Raw genomic sequence first — 16922 nt, forward strand, 5'->3', positions numbered from 1 at the left:
GGCGTTTTTTTTGGCTTTTGTAGGAGCTGCCGAAGGCTGCGATCTTTTGACTTTTCAGCGGCAAATGCGAGATCAAAAGATCGCAGCCTCCGGCAGCTCCTACAGGATAGGGTTCACAGGTGGATGTAGCCTTTTTGTAGCCATTTGTAGCAGCAACCTTCATAACCGGTTCGTTTAAGGCTAGTCTGCGGACATCTGCAACGCCGCCAACAGCAATTCGAACAAGAGCCGGCCATGACTGATCTGTCCCCACTTCCGGGTCCCGCAAGCGTTGCCGTCGCGGCACTGGACGGGCGTTTTTTTCGCCCGCCGTTGCCCGACGGCTACGTCTTGCGACCACGCCTTTGCGAGCGCCTGCAGGCCGGGCTCGGTGGGCGGCTGTTGCTGGTCAGCGCCCCCGCCGGGTTCGGCAAGAGCTCGCTGGCGGTGGAGTTCTGTCAGAGTCTGCCGGCGCACTGGCAAAGCCTCTGGCTCGGCCTGAGTCCTCGTGACAGCGACCCGGGGCGGTTTCTCGAACGTTTGCTTGAAGGCTTGCAGGACTACTTTCCGCAACTGGGCAGTCGCGCACTCGGCCTGCTGAAAATGCGCCAACGCCATCAGCCGTTTGCCTTCGAGGAGTGGCTCGACGGCTTGCTTGATGAGCTGGCGCTGCACCTCGATCCGGCTGCGCCGTTGCTGCTGGTACTCGACGATTACCATCTCGCGCAAGGCCCGGTGCTTGACCGTTGCCTGCAGTTTTTCCTCAATCATCTGCCTGACGGCTTATTGGTGATGGTCACCAGTCGCCAGCGTCCGGACTGGCATCTGGCCCGCTTGCGTCTGTCGCGGCAGTTGCTGGAGTTGCATGAGCAGGATCTGCGCCTGACCCACGACGAAGCCCTGACCTTGCTCGATCGCCACAGCAGCTCCCTGCGCGGCGAAGCGCTGGAAAACCTGATTCAGCGCAGCGAAGGCTGGGTCGCCGGTTTGCGTTTCTGGCTGCTGGCGGTGTCCGAGGCGGGCAGCGATGCGGCATTGCCGCAAGCGCTGAATGGCGGGGAAGGGCTGATCCGCGACTATCTGCTGGAAGAGGTCATCGATTGCTTGCCAGCCGAAGTGCAAGCCTTCCTCTACGAAACCGCCCCGCAGGAACGCTTTTGCAGCGAGCTGTGCGATGCCGTGCGTGAAGCTCATGACAGCGCCGAAATTCTGCGTTTCCTGTTGGCGCATCAGGTCTTTCTGGTGCCGCTCGACGAGCACGGGCACTGGTATCGTTATCACCATTTATTCTCTGATCTATTGCGCAGCCGGCCGATTGCTCAGGCGATGGTGCCGACTGCAACGCTGCATCTGCGTGCCTGTCGCTGGTTCAACGCACAGGGGCTGCTGGATGAAGCGGTTGAACAGGCGTTGCGCGCCGGTCACCTGGATGTCGCCGCAAACCTGGTGCAGAACCTCTCTGAGGAGCAACTGCTGGCCGAGCAAAACGTCGGCATGCTGCTGCGCTGGAAGATGGACTTGCCCGACAGCCTGTTGATCAGCACGCCACGCTTGATCGTGTTGTACAGCTGGGCGCTGGGGCTGGCCTGTCAGCTGGATGCCGCCGAGGAGTTGTCCAGCCACCTGAGCCGCTTTCTGCCGGCGCCTTCCGCTACCGCGCAAAAGTCGATGCTCGCGCAATGGCTGGCGCTGAGCGGAATCATTGCCCGGGGGCGCGGCCATCGCGAGCTGACGTTGCGCTATTGCACCGAGGCGCTGGAAAGTCTGCCGGCCAAGCGTTACGGCCAGCGGCTGATGTGTCTGTCGACCCTGTCCAACCTGGCCATTGCCGACGGCGATCTGTGGCGCGCCCGCGGCCTTAACCGAGAGTCGCTGGAGTTGGCGCAGCGCGTTGGCAACCCGTTGTTCGAAGCGTTGGCGCACTATGATCGTGCGCGGGTGTTGCAGGCTCGCGGTGAAATTCTGCGGGCGCTCGATGAAGTCCATCAGGGGCTGGAGCGGTTGCGTGGCCTGTCGCCACAACGTTTGTATGCGGTGCGTGCGCGGCTGACCCTGTACGAGGGTTTTCTGTTGGCGATGCGCTTGCAACCTCAGGCCGCACGTGTGCGCTTGTTGGCCGGCATCGGCGAAGCACGCGCCTGTCGCGATATCAGCGTGTTGATCGGCCACTGCGTCATCGCCCGTCTGGACGGCAGCAGCGGCGATTTCGCCAAGGCCTTTGCCGAGCTCGCCGAAGCCGAACGCCTGATGCACATCTGGGACGTGCCGCCGATCTACTATCTGGCGATGATCACGCTGGTCAAATGTGAACTGTGGCTTGCGCAGGGGCGCACCGATCTGGCCGAGGCGTGGCTGGCGCGGCTTGGCCAGACTTACACGGGCGAGCGCGCTGCCGCGCCGCCGGAGTTTCATCCGCAGCTGCCTTTGCATGTCGAACTGCAACAGGCGTTGCTCGACATGATTCAAGGGCAACCGATGCTCGCCGAAGGGCGGCTGAATGTATTGCATGAAAACGGTCAGCAAACCGGGCGGCAGTTGCTCAGTGTGATGGCGTTGACGCAAAAAGTGGCGTTGCTGTTGGTGGGGGGGCGAGAGACTGAAGCCCGCAAAGCATTGAATCAGGCGCTGGAAGCTGCAGCGGGGGGCGTGCTGCAACCGTTCGATGGCTTGGTGAAGGGGCACACGGACTGGTTGCGCGGGCAGTTGCAGATGTCACCGACATTATCAGGACAGCAATTGCTGGAGCATTTTCCGCCTGCGGCAGGACGTCCGGTCGTCGAATCTGGTGCTGCCGAACAGCTCAGCAGCAGGGAGCTTGCCGTGCTACGCCTGATCGCTCAAGGCTGTTCGAACCAGCAGATCAGCGAGCAACTGTTCATCTCGCTTCATACGGTGAAAACTCATGCCAGCCATATCAACAGCAAGTTGGGGGTGGAGCGTCGAACTCAGGCGGTCGCGCGGGCCAAGGAGCTAGGTGTTCTTGATTAGCCGCTGTACCAGTCAATAAAAACGCCCCGAACCAGTCGGGGCGTTTTTTGTGGCTGCGGTCTCTTCTACAGACCGGGCGGTACAAGCGCGACGAAGATCACGCCACCAGATCAGTTGCGTTGAAGTTGTTGACACCGACCAGCTGGATTTCAAAATCCGCACCGACGTTGCCGCTGACGTTACCCGACAACACTTGGTCGACGAAGCGCAATTGGCCTGCGCCGGTGAAGTCGTTGGCGCCAATGAAGGAAAAACCATTGAAGCCCGCGGTCAGCAGGTTGGCATCGAAGTGGGTCAGATCGATCTTGTCACCTTGGGCACTGCTAAAGTCAGTGATGACATCGCGCAGGCTGCCAAGGCCGCTCTCGTTCCAGGCGTTGAACATGAACACGTCCGCACCAATGCCACCGGTCAGCGAATCTGTCCCGAGTCCGCCGATCAGAAGGTCATTGCCCGCGCCGGCATTCAGCAAGTTGTTACCGTCGTTGCCGGTCAGGCTGTTGTTCAATGCGTTACCCGAGCCATTGAGGTTGGTGCTGCCGGTGAGTACGAGGTTTTCCAGGTTGTCGCCCAGGGTCCAGTCGATGGAGGCGCGTACGGTGTCGATTTCGCCCGTCAGAGTGCTGGTTTCAATCGTGCTGTCGTAGACGTTGTCGACGATGTAGGTGTCGTTGCCCAGACCGCCAATCATGGTGTCGCCACCCATGCGGCCGTCCAGCACGTTATCGCTGGCGTTACCGATGAGGGTGTTGTTGGTCCAGTTACCGGTGCCGTTGATGGCGTTGCCGATCAGGATCAGTTGCTCGACGTTGGCCCCGAGGGTGTAGTCGATGGAGGAGTACACCTGGTCGATTGCGGTCAGCGAAGTATCGGTTTCGATGACGACATCGCCGATGTTGTCGACGTAGTAGGTGTCGATGCCGTCGCCACCGATCATGGTGTCAGCGCCGAGGCCGCCGTTGAGCACGTTGTTGAGTGCGTTACCGGTCAGCGTGTTGTTCAGTGCGTTGCCGTTGCCATTGATGGCCGAGCCGGTCAGCACCAGGTTTTCCAGATTGGCCCCCAGGGTCCAGTTGACGGAAGAGCGTACGGTATCGATCTCACTGATCAGGGTGCTGTTTTCCCTTACGATGTCGGAGACGTTGTCGACGATGTAGGTGTCGTTGCCCAGACCGCCGACCAGCACGTCGGCACCCACGCCACCGTCAAGGACGTTATCGCCATCATTGCCGATGATGCCGTTGTTCACCGAGTTGCCCGTGCCGTTGAGGTTGGCATTGCCGGTCAGTATGAGGTTTTCCAGGTTGGCGCCCAGGGTCCAGTCGATGGAGGCGCGAACAGTGTCGATTTCGCCCGCCAGAGTGCTGGTTTCAATCGTGCTGTCGTAGACGTTGTCGACGATGTAGGTGTCGTTGCCCAGACCGCCAATCATGGTGTCGCCACCCATGCGGCCGTCCAGCACGTTATCGCTGGCGTTACCTATGAGGGTGTTGTTGGTCCAGTTGCCGGTGCCGTTGATGGCGTTGCCGATCAGGATCAGTTGCTCGACGTTGGCCCCCAAGGTGTAGTCGATGGAGGAGTACACCTGATCGATTGCGGTCAGCGAAGTATCGGTTTCGATGACGACATCGCCGATGTTGTCGACGTAGTAGGTGTCAATGCCGTCGCCACCGATCATGGTGTCAGCGCCGAGGCCGCCGTTGAGCACGTTGTTCAGTGCGTTACCGGTCAGCGTGTTGTTCAGTGCATTGCCGTTGCCATTGATGGCCGAGCCGGTCAGCACCAGGTTTTCCAGATTGGCACCCAGGGTCCAGTTGACCGAAGAGCGCACGGTATCGATTTCATTGACCAGAGTGCTGGTTTCAATCGTGCTGTCGTAGACGTTGTCGACGATGTAGGTGTCGTTGCCCAGACCGCCAATCATGGTGTCGCCACCCATGCGGCCGTCCAGCACGTTATCGCTGGCGTTACCGATGAGGGTGTTGTTGGTCCAGTTGCCGGTGCCGTTGATGGCGTTGCCGATCAGGATCAGTTGCTCGACGTTGGCCCCCAAGGTGTAGTCGATGGAGGAGTACACCTGATCGATTGCGGTCAGCGAAGTATCGGTTTCGATGACGACATCGCCGATGTTGTCGACGTAGTAGGTGTCGACGCCGTCGCCGCCGATCATGGTGTCAGCGCCAAGGCCGCCGTTGAGCACGTTGTTCAGTGCGTTACCGGTCAGCGTGTTGTTCAGTTCGTTGCCGTTACCGTTGATGGCGGTGCCGGTGAGTACGAGGTTTTCCAGGTTGGCGCCCAGGGTCCAGTCCACCGAAGAGCGCACGGTGTCGATTTCGTTGATCAGGGTGCTGTTTTCCCTCACGCTGTCGGAGACGTTGTCGACGATGTAGGTGTCGTTGCCCAGACCGCCGACCAGCACGTCGGCACCCGCGCCACCGTCGAGGACGTTATCGCCATCGTTGCCTGCGATGTCGTTGTTCGCCGAGTTGCCCGTGCCGTTGAGGTTGGCATTGCCGGTGAGTACGAGGTTTTCCAGATTGGCGCCCAGGGTCCAGTTGACCGAAGAGCGCACGGTATCGATTTCATTGATCAGAGTGCTGGTTTCAATCGTGCTGTCGTAGACGTTGTCGACGATGTAGGTGTCGTTGCCCAGACCGCCAATCATGGTGTCGCCACCCATGCGGCCGTCCAGCACGTTATCGCTGGCGTTACCTATGAGGGTGTTGTTGGTCCAGTTACCGGTGCCGTTGATGGCGTTGCCGATCAGGATCAGTTGCTCGACGTTGGCCCCGAGGGTGTAGTCGATGGAGGAGTACACCTGGTCGATTGCGGTCAGCGAAGTATCGGTTTCGATGACGACATCGCCGATGTTGTCGACGTAGTAGGTGTCGACGCCGTCGCCGCCGATCATCGTGTCAGCGCCGAGGCCGCCGTTGAGCACGTTGTTCAGTGCGTTACCGGTCAGCGTGTTGTTCAGTGCGTTGCCGTTGCCATTGTTGGCCGAGCCGGTCAGCACCAGGTTTTCCAGATTGGCACCCAGGGTCCAGTCCACCGAAGAGCGTACGGTATCGATCTCACTGATCAGGGTGCTGTTTTCCCTTACGATGTCGGAGACGTTGTCGACGATGTAGGTGTCGTTGCCCAGACCGCCGACCAGCACGTCGGCACCCACGCCACCGTCAAGGACGTTATCGCCATCATTGCCGATGATGCCGTTGTTCACCGAGTTGCCCGTGCCGTTGAGGTTGGCATTGCCGGTCAGTATGAGGTTTTCCAGGTTGGCGCCCAGGGTCCAGTCGATGGAGGCGCGTACGGTGTCGATTTCGCCCGCCAGAGTGCTGGTTTCAATCGTGTTGTCGTAGACGTTGTCAACGATGTAGGTGTCGTTGCCCAGACCGCCAATCATGGTGTCGCCACCCATGAGGCCGTCCAGCACGTTATCGCTGGCGTTGCCGATGAGGGTGTTGTTGGTCCAGTTACCGGTGCCGTTGATGGCGTTGCCGATCAGGATCAGTTGCTCGACGTTGGCCCCGAGGGTGTAGTCGATGGAGGAGTACACCTGGTCGATTGCGGTCAGCGACGTATCGGTTTCGATGACGATATCGCCGATGTTGTCGACGTAGTAGGTGTCGATGCCGTCGCCGCCGATCATGGTGTCAGCGCCGAGGCTGCCATTAAGCACGTTGTTCAGTGCGTTACCGGTCAGGATGTCATCGAAAACAGAGCCGACCGCATTCTCGATCTTCGCACCATAGGCAATCGCCAGGCCGTCATTGATCGCCTTCTGAGTGTTGTAATCGACGAACGCTTGTCCGATCTGGCTGTAGGCGCCTTCGTTCAAGTTAATGCTGACGGGTGCAAGCTGATTGCTGCCATCGATCGTGTCGTTGCCTCCGGCATCCCAGATGGTTTCGAAAATCGTCTGGTTCGCCGCCCATTTGTAGACGTTGTCACCGGTCTGCCACGCCATATTGGCGCCGTACAGACTCTGGATCGCCAAGATGTCCAGAACCATCGGTGTGGTCGGTTGATAGGAATAGTTACTGTTGTAACTCATCACTGTGAAGTGCACATCGTCGAGCGAAGGGTCTAGCAGAGTCTTGTTGGTAGCACTGGTGTCGAACGGATGCTTGAGGCCCAGCGCGTGACCGATTTCATGCACGAACGTCATGAAGTCGTAACTGCCTTTGACGGGATTCGGGTCATCGGTTGCCTCGCCGACCCAGACATCGCCACCAGCAGGCAGGTTCTCAGGAAAGTAAGCCCAGGCCGCCGTCTTGTCATCCATCAACCGATAGCCGCCAAAGCGCAGGTCGCCAACGTTGGTCAGGGTGTCGCTGGTCAACGTGAAATTGAGGTTGGCAACCGCGCTCCAGGTGCCCAAAGCACCGGTTATTGCGGTTTTCTGTGCCGTCGTCAGCTCATACAGAGCGTTGTATTCATTTTTTGGGCTGTAGTCGGTGACGAAGTAAGAAGTTACCGGCGCCATGAAGCTGTAGCTCAAATTAGTCGCCCCGGATGGACTCCAGCCGGATCCCAGCCAGAATTTTCCGGAAATAAGGCTGTCGACGATAGCGTTGCCAGTCAATGAGGCAGGGAAGGCGAAGGAGTAAGTCTTGGGCGTTGGCATGCGGAATTTCCTGAGTACTATGCGGCCCTTCCTGAATGCGACCGCTACAAAAAATGCAATTTTGCACCAGAATTTGTGCGCTTGATATCATTAAGCCAGTATTTGCTGATTAATGGCGCCAAATATCTGGCCTGGCGTTCTTTATCGGCCCTTGCAGTAGAATCCTGAGCAAACGCTAATTACCGTCTGTCGAGGATGTTTATGTCTGTTGCCACTCCCGCGCTGATTCGCGAAACCTTCCCCGTCGGTCCCCTTCAGTGCAATTGCACGATCATCGGCGATCCCGTTACCAGGAAAGCCATCGTCGTCGACCCGGGCGGCAACCCCGACCTGATCATGGCGCGTCTCGATGCGCATGGCCTGAAAGTCGTCAGCATCATTCACACCCACGCGCATCTCGATCACTTTCTCGCCTCCGGGCAGATGAAAGAAAAAACCGGGGCAACCCTGCATCTGCACAAGGAAGATCAATTCCTCTGGGACAACCTCGAAATGCAATGTCAGATGTTCGGCGTGCCGTATACACCAGTACCGCCACCGGATCGCTGGCTGAGCGACGATGAGGAACTCGCCTGCGGCTGCGGCGTCGCTCTGCACACGCCGGGGCATACACCCGGTTCCATGAGCTTTTGGTTTTCCGAGGCTAAGCTGTTGATTGCTGGCGACACGTTGTTTCGTCGCGGCGTAGGGCGCACGGATTTGTGGGGCGGCGATCAGGCGACCATCGTGCGTTCGATCAAGCAGCGGCTATATACGCTGGACGAGGATGCGACCGTGGTTACCGGTCATGGCCCGGATACGCGTATGGGTGATGAAATGCGCGAAAACCCGTTCGTCAGGGCCTAAATATTTTGTCACGAGTGTCCGGCGGAATTTTTGTGCATTGTCATGATCAAACGCCCGCGCAGGTCTATTAGCCAAGTGGGCCGTTGCACCACAGAATGCAAAAACCAGGAGCTCTCCATGTTCACCAAGCGTCGTTTGATTATTGTCGCTACTGCCGTGGCCTTGCTGTCCGGCTGTGCCTCGCCTAACCCGTACGACAATCAGGGGCAGGCTGACGGTGGCTCGCAAGGCATGAGCAAAACCGCCAAGTATGGTGGCCTCGGTGCTCTGGCCGGTGCGCTCGCCGGTGCCGCCATCGACCACAACAACCGCGGCAAAGGTGCCTTGATCGGTGCAGCAGTGGTCGGTGCCTCCGCTGCCGGTTACGGCTACTACGCCGACAAGCAGGAAGCCAAGCTGCGCGCGAGTATGGCCAATACTGGCGTTGAGGTGCAGCGTCAGGGTGATCAGATCAAGTTGATCATGCCGGGCAATATCACGTTCGCCACTGATTCGGCGAACATCGCCTCCAGCTTCTACCAACCGCTGAATAATCTCGCGGGTTCGTTGAAAGAGTTCAGCCAGAACCAGATCGAAATCGTCGGCTACACCGACAGCACCGGCAGCCGCCAGCACAACATGGACCTGTCCCAGCGTCGTGCGCAGAGCGTGGCGACCTACCTGACCTCGCAAGGTGTCAGCGGTGCCAACCTGTCGGCCCGTGGCGCCGGTCCGGATAACCCGATTGCCAGCAACGGTGACGTCAATGGCCGGGCGCAGAACCGCCGGGTCGAGGTCAACCTGAAGGCGATTCCGGGCCAGCAGTATGGTGGTCAGCAGCAACAGCAGCCGGGTACGGTTCAGCAGTATCCGTAACTGAATGCCTGAATGAAGAAATGCCCGGTCCTGTGATCGGGCATTTTTTTGTGTGGTCGGTTATGGCCTCATCGCGAGCAAATCGGCACCACAAAACTATCGGGCACAAAAAAGCCCCCGGACACATCACTGTCCGGGGGCTTTTTTTTGCAGCGAAGGCTGATTACTTCTTCAAACCATAGTGCTCATCGAGCATGCCCGGCGAGTTCGGGGTCTTCGGTGCGTAGTCGCGTGGTGGTTCCTGATCGCGCGGTGGCGTCAGGCGTTCACGTGGCGCGACTGCCGCGTCAGCGTGCAGGGCGGCTATCAGGCGCTGGCGGGTCTGCTCGTCCAGGGCCAGACGATTGGCGCCCTCGGCGAGATGATCCTGCACTTCCTGATAGCTCTGGGTCAGTTTCTTGACCAGCATCGCGGTGCTGTTGAAGTGGGTGACCACCTCGTTTTGATAACTGTCGAAACGCTCCTGGATATCATCCAGTTGACGCTGCGTACGGCTCGGCGCGGCGTTCGGCGCAACGCGCGCGATCAGGAATCCAATGGCGACACCCACAACCAGGGCAAGAGTCGGTAACAACCAAACTAAGAGCGAGTGTTCCACGAGTCCTTCCTCTATAAACGGCTTTGCTTTACGTTAACGGCTCGAACCTGCGCTGTATACCGCGATTCACTCGCAATAGATTGGCACAGACAATTTGCTAGACGAGTCGACCCGATTCGAGGTCACGGAGTTCCTTCCTTGCTGATGCGTGAAACCCCTGTAGTGATTGACGGCCCGGTGGGTCAACTTGAGTCTCTGTACCTGGATAACGAGCAGCCAATCGGCATCGCGCTGATCTGCCATCCGAACCCGGTGCAGGGCGGCACCATGCTCAACAAGGTCGTCTCGACCCTGCAGCGCACCGCGCGCGATGCAGGTCTGATCACCTTGCGCTTCAATTATCGCGGCGTCGGCGCCAGCGAAGGTTCGCACGACATGGGTACCGGTGAAGTCGACGATGCCCAGGCTGCCGCCGCATGGCTGCGGGAAAAACACCCGGATCTGCCGTTGACCCTGTTCGGTTTCTCCTTCGGTGGATTTGTTGCAGCAAGTCTCGGCGGTCGTCTCGAAGCCCAAGGCGTGCAGCTCAAGCACCTGTTCATGGTTGCCCCGGCGGTGATGCGTCTGGGCGAAGAGGACCAACTGCCACAACATGGCGAACTCACCGTGATCCAGCCGGAAACCGACGAAGTCATCGATCCGCAGCTGGTTTACGAATGGTCCGAGCAACTCCAGCACCCCCATGAGCTGCTGAAAGTGGCAGAATGCGGACACTTTTTTCATGGCAAGCTGACCGATCTCAAGGATCTGATCCTGCCGCGTCTCTCGAATTGATTGCAGTCTGACAAGCGATTACCCATGACGAACCGTACCCGTATCCTCACCGGCATCACCACCACCGGCACGCCGCACCTGGGCAACTACGCCGGCGCCATCCGCCCGGCGATCCTCGCCAGCCGCGACAGCAATGCCGATTCGTTCTACTTCCTGGCCGACTACCACGCCCTGATCAAATGCGATGACCCGCTGCGCATCCAGCGCTCGCGTCTGGAAATCGCCGCAACCTGGCTGGCCGGCGGCCTCGATATCGACCGCGTGACCTTCTACCGCCAGTCCGACATCCCGGAAATCCCTGAGCTGACCTGGCTGCTGACCTGCGTTGCCGCCAAGGGCCTGCTCAACCGTGCGCACGCCTACAAGGCCTCGGTGGACAAGAACGTCGAGACCGGTGAAGACCCGGACGCTGGCATCACCATGGGCCTCTACAGCTACCCGGTATTGATGGCGGCGGACATCCTGATGTTCAACGCGCACAAGGTCCCGGTCGGTCGCGACCAGATCCAGCACGTGGAAATGGCCCGCGACATCGGCCAGCGCTTCAACCACTTGTTCGGTCAGGGCAAAGAATTCTTCACCATGCCCGAAGCGCTGATCGAAGAAAGCGTGGCGACGTTGCCGGGCCTCGACGGTCGCAAGATGTCGAAGAGCTACGACAACACTATTCCGTTGTTCTCCAGCGCCAAGGAAATGAAGGACGCGATCTCGCGGATCGTCACCGACTCCAAAGCGCCAGGCGAGGCCAAGGATCCGGACAACTCGCACCTGTTCACCCTGTTCCAGGCCTTCGCCACGCCGGCGCAGGCTGACGAGTTCCGCAGCGAACTGCTCGGTGGTCTGGGTTGGGGCGAGGCGAAGAATCGTCTGTTCCAGTTGCTCGATAACGATCTCGGGGAAGCGCGCGACAAGTATCACCAGTTGATCGAGCGTCCGGCGGATCTGGAAGACATCCTGCAGATCGGTGCGAAAAAGGCCCGTGCCGTGGCAACGCCGTTCCTCAACGAACTGCGCGAAGCCGTCGGCCTGCGCTCCTTCGTCAATCAGGTTAAGGTTGCTGCGACGACCAAAAAGAAAGCCGCGAAAGCCGCGCGTTTCGTCAGCTTCCGTGAGGACGACGGTAGCTTCCGTTTCCGTCTGCTGGCAGCCGATGGCGAGCAACTGCTGTTGTCGCGCAACTTTGCCGACGGCAAAACCGCAGGCCAGGTGACCAAGCAGCTGCAATCCGGCCAGCCGCTGGACGTGCGCAGCGAAGACCTGAGCTTCAGCGTCTGGCTGGAGGGCGAGTGCGTTGGCGACAGCCCGGCATTCGCTGACACTGCTGCGCGGGACGCCGCCATCGAGGCTCTGCGCGTCGCACTGACCCCGGTCCAGGACTAATCGGCGGCACGGTCCGACCAAGGGCCGATTGCCATTCCCACGGGCCGTCGCTACAGTGACGGCCCGTTTTTGTTGCCTTGCTAACGAATTATGACGCCCCTAGAACGATACCAAGCTGATCTGAAACGCCCGGACTTCTTCCATGACGCCGCGCAGGAGACTGCTGTGCGTCATTTGCAGCGCCTGTACGACGATCTGATCGCCGCCGATCAAAACAAGCCGGGTCTGCTGAGCAAGCTGTTCGGCAAAAAAGATCAGACGCCGGTCAAGGGCCTGTATTTCTGGGGCGGCGTAGGTCGCGGCAAAACTTACCTGGTCGACACCTTCTTCGAAGCGCTGCCGTTCAAGGAAAAGACCCGCACCCACTTCCACCGCTTCATGAAGCGTGTACACGAAGAGATGAAAACCCTCGGCGGCGAGAAAAACCCGCTGACCATCATCGCCAAGCGCTTCTCCGATGAGTCGCGGGTGATCTGCTTCGATGAATTCTTCGTCTCCGACATCACCGACGCGATGATCCTCGGCACGTTGATGGAAGAGCTGTTCAAGAACGGCGTGACCCTGGTCGCGACCTCGAACATCGTGCCGGACGGTCTGTACAAGGACGGTCTGCAACGGGCGCGCTTCCTGCCGGCGATTGCGCTGATCAAGCAGAACACCGAGATCGTCAACGTCGACAGCGGCGTCGACTACCGTCTGCGTCATCTCGAACAAGCGGAGCTGTTCCACTTCCCGCTCGACGAAGCGTCCCACGAAAGCCTGCGCAAAAGCTTCCGTGCGCTGACACCGGAATGCACTGCTGCGGTCGAAAACGATGTGCTGATGATCGAGAACCGCGAGATCCGTGCCCTGCGCACTTGTGATGATGTGGCGTGGTTTGACTTCCGCGAACTGTGCGACGGTCCCCGTAGCCAGAACGACTACATCGAGCTGGGCAAGATCTTCCACGCCGTGTTGCTTAGCGGTGTCGAGCAGATGAGCGTCACCACCGACGACATCGCCCGTCGTTTCATCAACATGGTCGACGAGTTCTACGACCGTAACGTCAAGCTGATCATTTCGGCTGAAGTCGAGCTGAAGGATCTGTACACCGGCGGCCGCTTGAATTTTGAATTCCAGCGCACGCTGAGCCGACTGCTGGAAATGCAGTCGCACGAATTCCTGTCACGGGCGCACAAGCCTTAAGCGGATTTTCGGCAAAGAAAGGGCCTGCAATTGCAGGCCCTTTTTTATGCGCCGGAGAAAACCTCGAACGCATTGAGATCCCTGTGGGAGCTGGCTTGCCAGCGATAGCGGTTCGTCAGAGAAATAAGTATCACCTGACACGACGCCATCGCTGGCAAGCCAGCTCCCACAGGGTTTGTGTGTGGACAGAAAGCTACGCAGCCTGCTGGAACTGCTGCCGATACTGGTTCGGTGACAGCTCGGTGTGCTGGCGGAACAGCCGCGCAAAGAAACTCGCGTCGTCGTAACCGACCTCATAACTGATGGTCTTGATGCTCTTGCGGCTGCCGGACAGCAAGCCTTTCGCCGTCTCAATACGCAGCCGTTGCAGGTAATGCAACGGTTTGTCACCGGTGGCGGTCTGGAATCGCCGCATGAAATTGCGAATGCTCATGCCATGCTCGCGGGCGACGTCTTCGAAACGGAACTTGTCGGCGAAATGCTCTTCGAGCCAGTGCTGGATCTGCAGGATGATCACGTCCTGGTGCAGTTTCTGCCCACCGAAACCGATGCGTCCCGGCGCATAGCTGCGCTGTACTTCATAGAGAATGTCGCGGGCCACGGCTTGTGCGACGTTGGCCCCGCAGAAGCGTTCGATCAAGTAGATGTAGAGGTCGCAGGCTGACGTGGTGCCGCCGGCGCAATACAAGTTGTCGGCATCGGTCAGATGCTTGTCCTGATTGAGATAGACCTTGGGAAATCGCTCGGCGAAGGCATTGAAGAAGCGCCAATAGGTGGTCGCTTCCTTGCCGTTGAGCAGGCCAGCCTCGGCCAGCCAGAACACCCCGGTGGCTTCGCCGCACAATACGGCCCCGCGCGAATGTTGTTCGCGCAGCCACGGCAAGACTTGTGGATAACGGCTGCACAGCGTATCGAAATCGTCCCAGAACGCCGGGAGGATAATGACATCGGCGTTTTCCAGGCCACCATCGACCGGCATTACCACGTCACTGAAGCTGTTCACCGGTTTGCCGTCGGGGCTGACCAGGCGTGTTTCAAACGCCGGTGTCAGGCCGTGGCCCAGTTGTTTGCCATAACGCAGGCTGGCCAGATGGAAGAAATCCTTGGCTTGCATGAGAGTGGAGGCGAAAACCCGGTCGATTGCCAGGATGCTGACGCGCCGCAAGGGCGTGGAGACTTGCTTGGACATAATTCAACTTTTGTTTTGTTTTTATAAGGGAAAGTGGTCACCAGACGGCTGGATCGTCTTATTTTTTGTCGGATGTGTCCAGTGTCCTGTGTCAGAGGGGAGGCTTAGTCTCTGAAGGTCCTCTCCCTCCAACAACAAAGAAAGGTGCCGCATGATCCCCAGAACCTTGTTCAGCTCCGAGCACGAATTGTTTCGCGACAGCGTCCGCACCTTCCTCGAAAAAGAGGCCGTGCCGTTTCATGCGCAATGGGAGAAACAAGGCCACATCGACCGCAAACTGTGGAACAAGGCCGGGGAGGCGGGGATGCTTTGCTCGCACCTCCCTGAAGAGTACGGTGGGTTGGGGGCGGACTTTTTGTACAGCGCAGTGGTGATCGAGGAGGTCGGCCGGCTTGGTCTGACCGGGATCGGTTTCTCGCTGCATTCGGACATTGTCGCGCCGTACATCCTGCATTACGGCAGTGAAGCACTGAAGCACAAATACCTGCCGAAACTGGTTTCGGGCGAGATGGTCACGGCCATTGCCATGACCGAACCGGGCGCGGGATCCGATCTGCAAGGTGTGAAGACCACGGCCGTGCTGGACGGTGATGAATATGTGATCAACGGCTCGAAAACCTTTATCACCAACGGCTTTCTGGCGGACTTGGTGATCGTGGTCGCGAAGACCGATCCGAAGGCCGGCGCCAAGGGCACCAGCCTGTTTCTGGTGGAAGCGAATACGCCGGGCTTCGACAAGGGCAAGCGCCTGGAGAAGGTCGGCATGAAGGCTCAGGACACCTCGGAATTGTTTTTCCAGGACGTGCGTGTGCCGAAGGAAAACTTGTTGGGGCAGGCCGGGGCAGGCTTCGCCTATCTCATGCAGGAATTGCCTCAGGAACGTCTGACTGTAGCGATCGGTGGCCTGGCTTCAGCTGAAGCGGCGTTGCAATGGACGCTTGATTACACCCGTGATCGCAAGGCCTTTGGCAAGGCGATTGCTGACTTCCAGAACACGCGCTTCAAGCTGGCGGAGATGGCGACTGAAATCCAGATCGGTCGAGTGTTCGTCGATAAATGTCTGGAACTGCACCTGCAAGGCAAACTGGATGTGCCGACGGCAGCGATGGCGAAATACTGGGGCACCGATCTGCAATGCAAGGTGCTCGACGAATGTGTGCAGTTGCATGGCGGCTACGGTTTCATGTGGGAATACCCGGTAGCCCGGGCGTGGGCGGATGCGCGGGTGCAGCGGATTTATGCCGGCACCAATGAAATCATGAAGGAGATCATTGCGCGGTCGCTTTGATGATCGTTCCCACGCTCTGCGTGGGAATGCCGCCGGGGACGCTCCGCGTTCCGTTTTGGTGGTGATCGGATCGGCCCCTTCGCGAGCAAGCTCGCTCCCACAGGTACGGTGGTCCTCTGTGGGAGCGAGCTTGCTCGCGAAGGCGGCTTATCTATCGATCACGGCGCAGGGTTCGGATGATCCTTGTGAATCGCCTCGATCCCTGCCAGCACCTCATCCGACAGTTTCAGATCGAAACTGGCAATGTTGCTGTCCAGTTGCTCAAGCGTCGTCGCGCCAATGATGTTGCTGGTGACGAACGGTTGCTGTGTGACGAACGCCAGCGCCATCTGCGCAGGATCCAGACCGTGTTCACGGGCCAGCGCCACATAACGGCTGCACGCTGCTTCCGACTGAGCGTTGAAATAGCGGCTAAAGCGGCTGTAGAGGCTCAGACGGCCTTTCGGCGGGCGGGCGCCACCTTCGTATTTACCTGAAAGGAAACCAAACGCCAGCGGCGAATAGGCCAGCAGACCGCATTGCTCGCGAATGGCGATTTCTGCCAGACCGACTTCAAAGCTGCGGTTGAGCAGGTTGTACGGGTTCTGGATCGACACCGCACGCGGCCAGCCACGGGCTTCGGCCAGGGCGAGAAAACGCATGGTGCCCCACGGCGTTTCGTTGGACAGGCCGATGTGGCGGATCTTGCCGGCCTTCACTTGTTCGTCGAGTGCTTCAAGGGTGTCTTCGAGCGGCGTCAGGTTGGCTTCGATCTTGTGTTTGTAGCCCAACTGTCCGAAAAAGTTGGTGCTGCGCTCCGGCCAGTGCAGTTGATACAGGTCGATGTAATCGGTCTGCAGGCGTTCGAGGCTGGCGTCCACCGCGGCGGTAATGTGCTGGCGGTTGTGGCGCAGGTTTTTGTCGCGGATGTAGTCGATGGTGTTGCCGGGGCCGGCGATTTTGCTGGCGAGGATCCAGTCGGCGCGATCGCCGCGACTTTTGAAGTAATTGCCGATGTAGCGCTCGGTGGTGGCGTAGGTTTCGGCTTTCGGCGGGACCGGGTACATCTCGGCGGTGTCGATGAAATTGATCCCGGCCTCTTTGGCCCTTTCTATCTGCGCGAAGGCTTCAGCTTCAGTGTTTTGCTCGCCCCAGGTCATGGTGCCGAGGCAAATTGCACTCACGTTCAGGTCGGTACGGCCTAGCTGGCGATAGTCCATCGGGTTCTCCT

Annotated in this window: 11 protein-coding genes; 7 read left to right on the forward strand and 4 right to left on the reverse strand. The window is 59.0% G+C overall.

What is annotated here, in order from left to right; genetic code table 11:
• The first annotated feature begins 234 nt into the window (after positions 1-234).
• Positions 235-2967, forward strand: coding sequence for a LuxR C-terminal-related transcriptional regulator (locus ACIF4X_RS20605; RefSeq protein WP_397483521.1), 2733 nt, complete (start codon positions 235-237; stop codon positions 2965-2967).
• Between the two features lie 97 nt (positions 2968-3064).
• Here the strand turns inward: ACIF4X_RS20605 and ACIF4X_RS20610 are convergent, their stop codons facing one another.
• Positions 3065-7597, reverse strand: a complete 4533-nt coding sequence (locus ACIF4X_RS20610; RefSeq protein ID WP_397483522.1) for a M10 family metallopeptidase C-terminal domain-containing protein — start codon at positions 7595-7597, stop codon at positions 3065-3067.
• A gap of 201 nt (positions 7598-7798) precedes the next feature.
• Here ACIF4X_RS20610 and ACIF4X_RS20615 point away from each other — a divergent pair, with 201 nt between their 5' ends.
• Positions 7799-8443, forward strand: coding sequence for an MBL fold metallo-hydrolase (locus ACIF4X_RS20615; protein WP_397483523.1), 645 nt, complete (start codon positions 7799-7801; stop codon positions 8441-8443).
• 117 nt (positions 8444-8560) lie between these two features.
• Positions 8561-9298, forward strand: coding sequence for an OmpA family protein (locus ACIF4X_RS20620; RefSeq protein WP_141127568.1), 738 nt, complete (start codon positions 8561-8563; stop codon positions 9296-9298).
• A 163-nt stretch (positions 9299-9461) separates the two neighbouring features.
• Here ACIF4X_RS20620 and ACIF4X_RS20625 read toward each other — a convergent pair whose 3' ends face one another.
• The gene (locus ACIF4X_RS20625; protein WP_007917055.1) at positions 9462-9896 is read right to left on the reverse strand and encodes a YhcB family protein; all 435 of its coding nucleotides are present in this window, start codon (positions 9894-9896) and stop codon (positions 9462-9464) included.
• 144 nt (positions 9897-10040) lie between these two features.
• On the opposite strand from ACIF4X_RS20625, the gene ACIF4X_RS20630 reads away from it, so the two are divergent.
• The 3 genes from ACIF4X_RS20630 (at position 10041) to zapE (ending at position 13235) form a co-directional block, all read left to right on the forward strand.
• Complete coding sequence (locus ACIF4X_RS20630) at positions 10041-10670, forward strand: alpha/beta hydrolase (protein WP_397483529.1); 630 nt, start codon at positions 10041-10043, stop codon at positions 10668-10670.
• Between the two features lie 24 nt (positions 10671-10694).
• Positions 10695-12050 (forward strand): tryptophan--tRNA ligase, encoded by a 1356-nt coding sequence (locus ACIF4X_RS20635; RefSeq protein WP_397483524.1) that lies wholly within the window; start codon positions 10695-10697, stop codon positions 12048-12050.
• A gap of 90 nt (positions 12051-12140) precedes the next feature.
• The gene (gene zapE / locus ACIF4X_RS20640; protein ID WP_053123668.1) at positions 12141-13235 is read left to right on the forward strand and encodes a cell division protein ZapE; all 1095 of its coding nucleotides are present in this window, start codon (positions 12141-12143) and stop codon (positions 13233-13235) included.
• A 193-nt stretch (positions 13236-13428) separates the two neighbouring features.
• On the opposite strand, the gene ACIF4X_RS20645 is transcribed toward zapE, so the two are convergent.
• Positions 13429-14325: a GlxA family transcriptional regulator gene (locus ACIF4X_RS20645; protein ID WP_171057287.1), complete on the reverse strand. Its 897-nt coding sequence runs from the start codon at positions 14323-14325 to the stop codon at positions 13429-13431.
• Positions 14326-14575: 250 nt separating this feature from the next.
• Here ACIF4X_RS20645 and ACIF4X_RS20650 point away from each other — a divergent pair, with 250 nt between their 5' ends.
• Positions 14576-15712: an acyl-CoA dehydrogenase family protein gene (locus ACIF4X_RS20650; protein ID WP_397483525.1), complete on the forward strand. Its 1137-nt coding sequence runs from the start codon at positions 14576-14578 to the stop codon at positions 15710-15712.
• A 158-nt stretch (positions 15713-15870) separates the two neighbouring features.
• Here the strand turns inward: ACIF4X_RS20650 and ACIF4X_RS20655 are convergent, their stop codons facing one another.
• Positions 15871-16911, reverse strand: coding sequence for an NADP(H)-dependent aldo-keto reductase (locus tag ACIF4X_RS20655; protein ID WP_007917033.1), 1041 nt, complete (start codon positions 16909-16911; stop codon positions 15871-15873).
• Positions 16912-16922: the final 11 nt, after the last annotated feature.

It is taken from the genome of Pseudomonas sp. NPDC085632 (assembly GCF_044541255.1).
In the GTDB taxonomy this organism is placed as follows: Bacteria; Pseudomonadota; Gammaproteobacteria; order Pseudomonadales; family Pseudomonadaceae; genus Aquipseudomonas.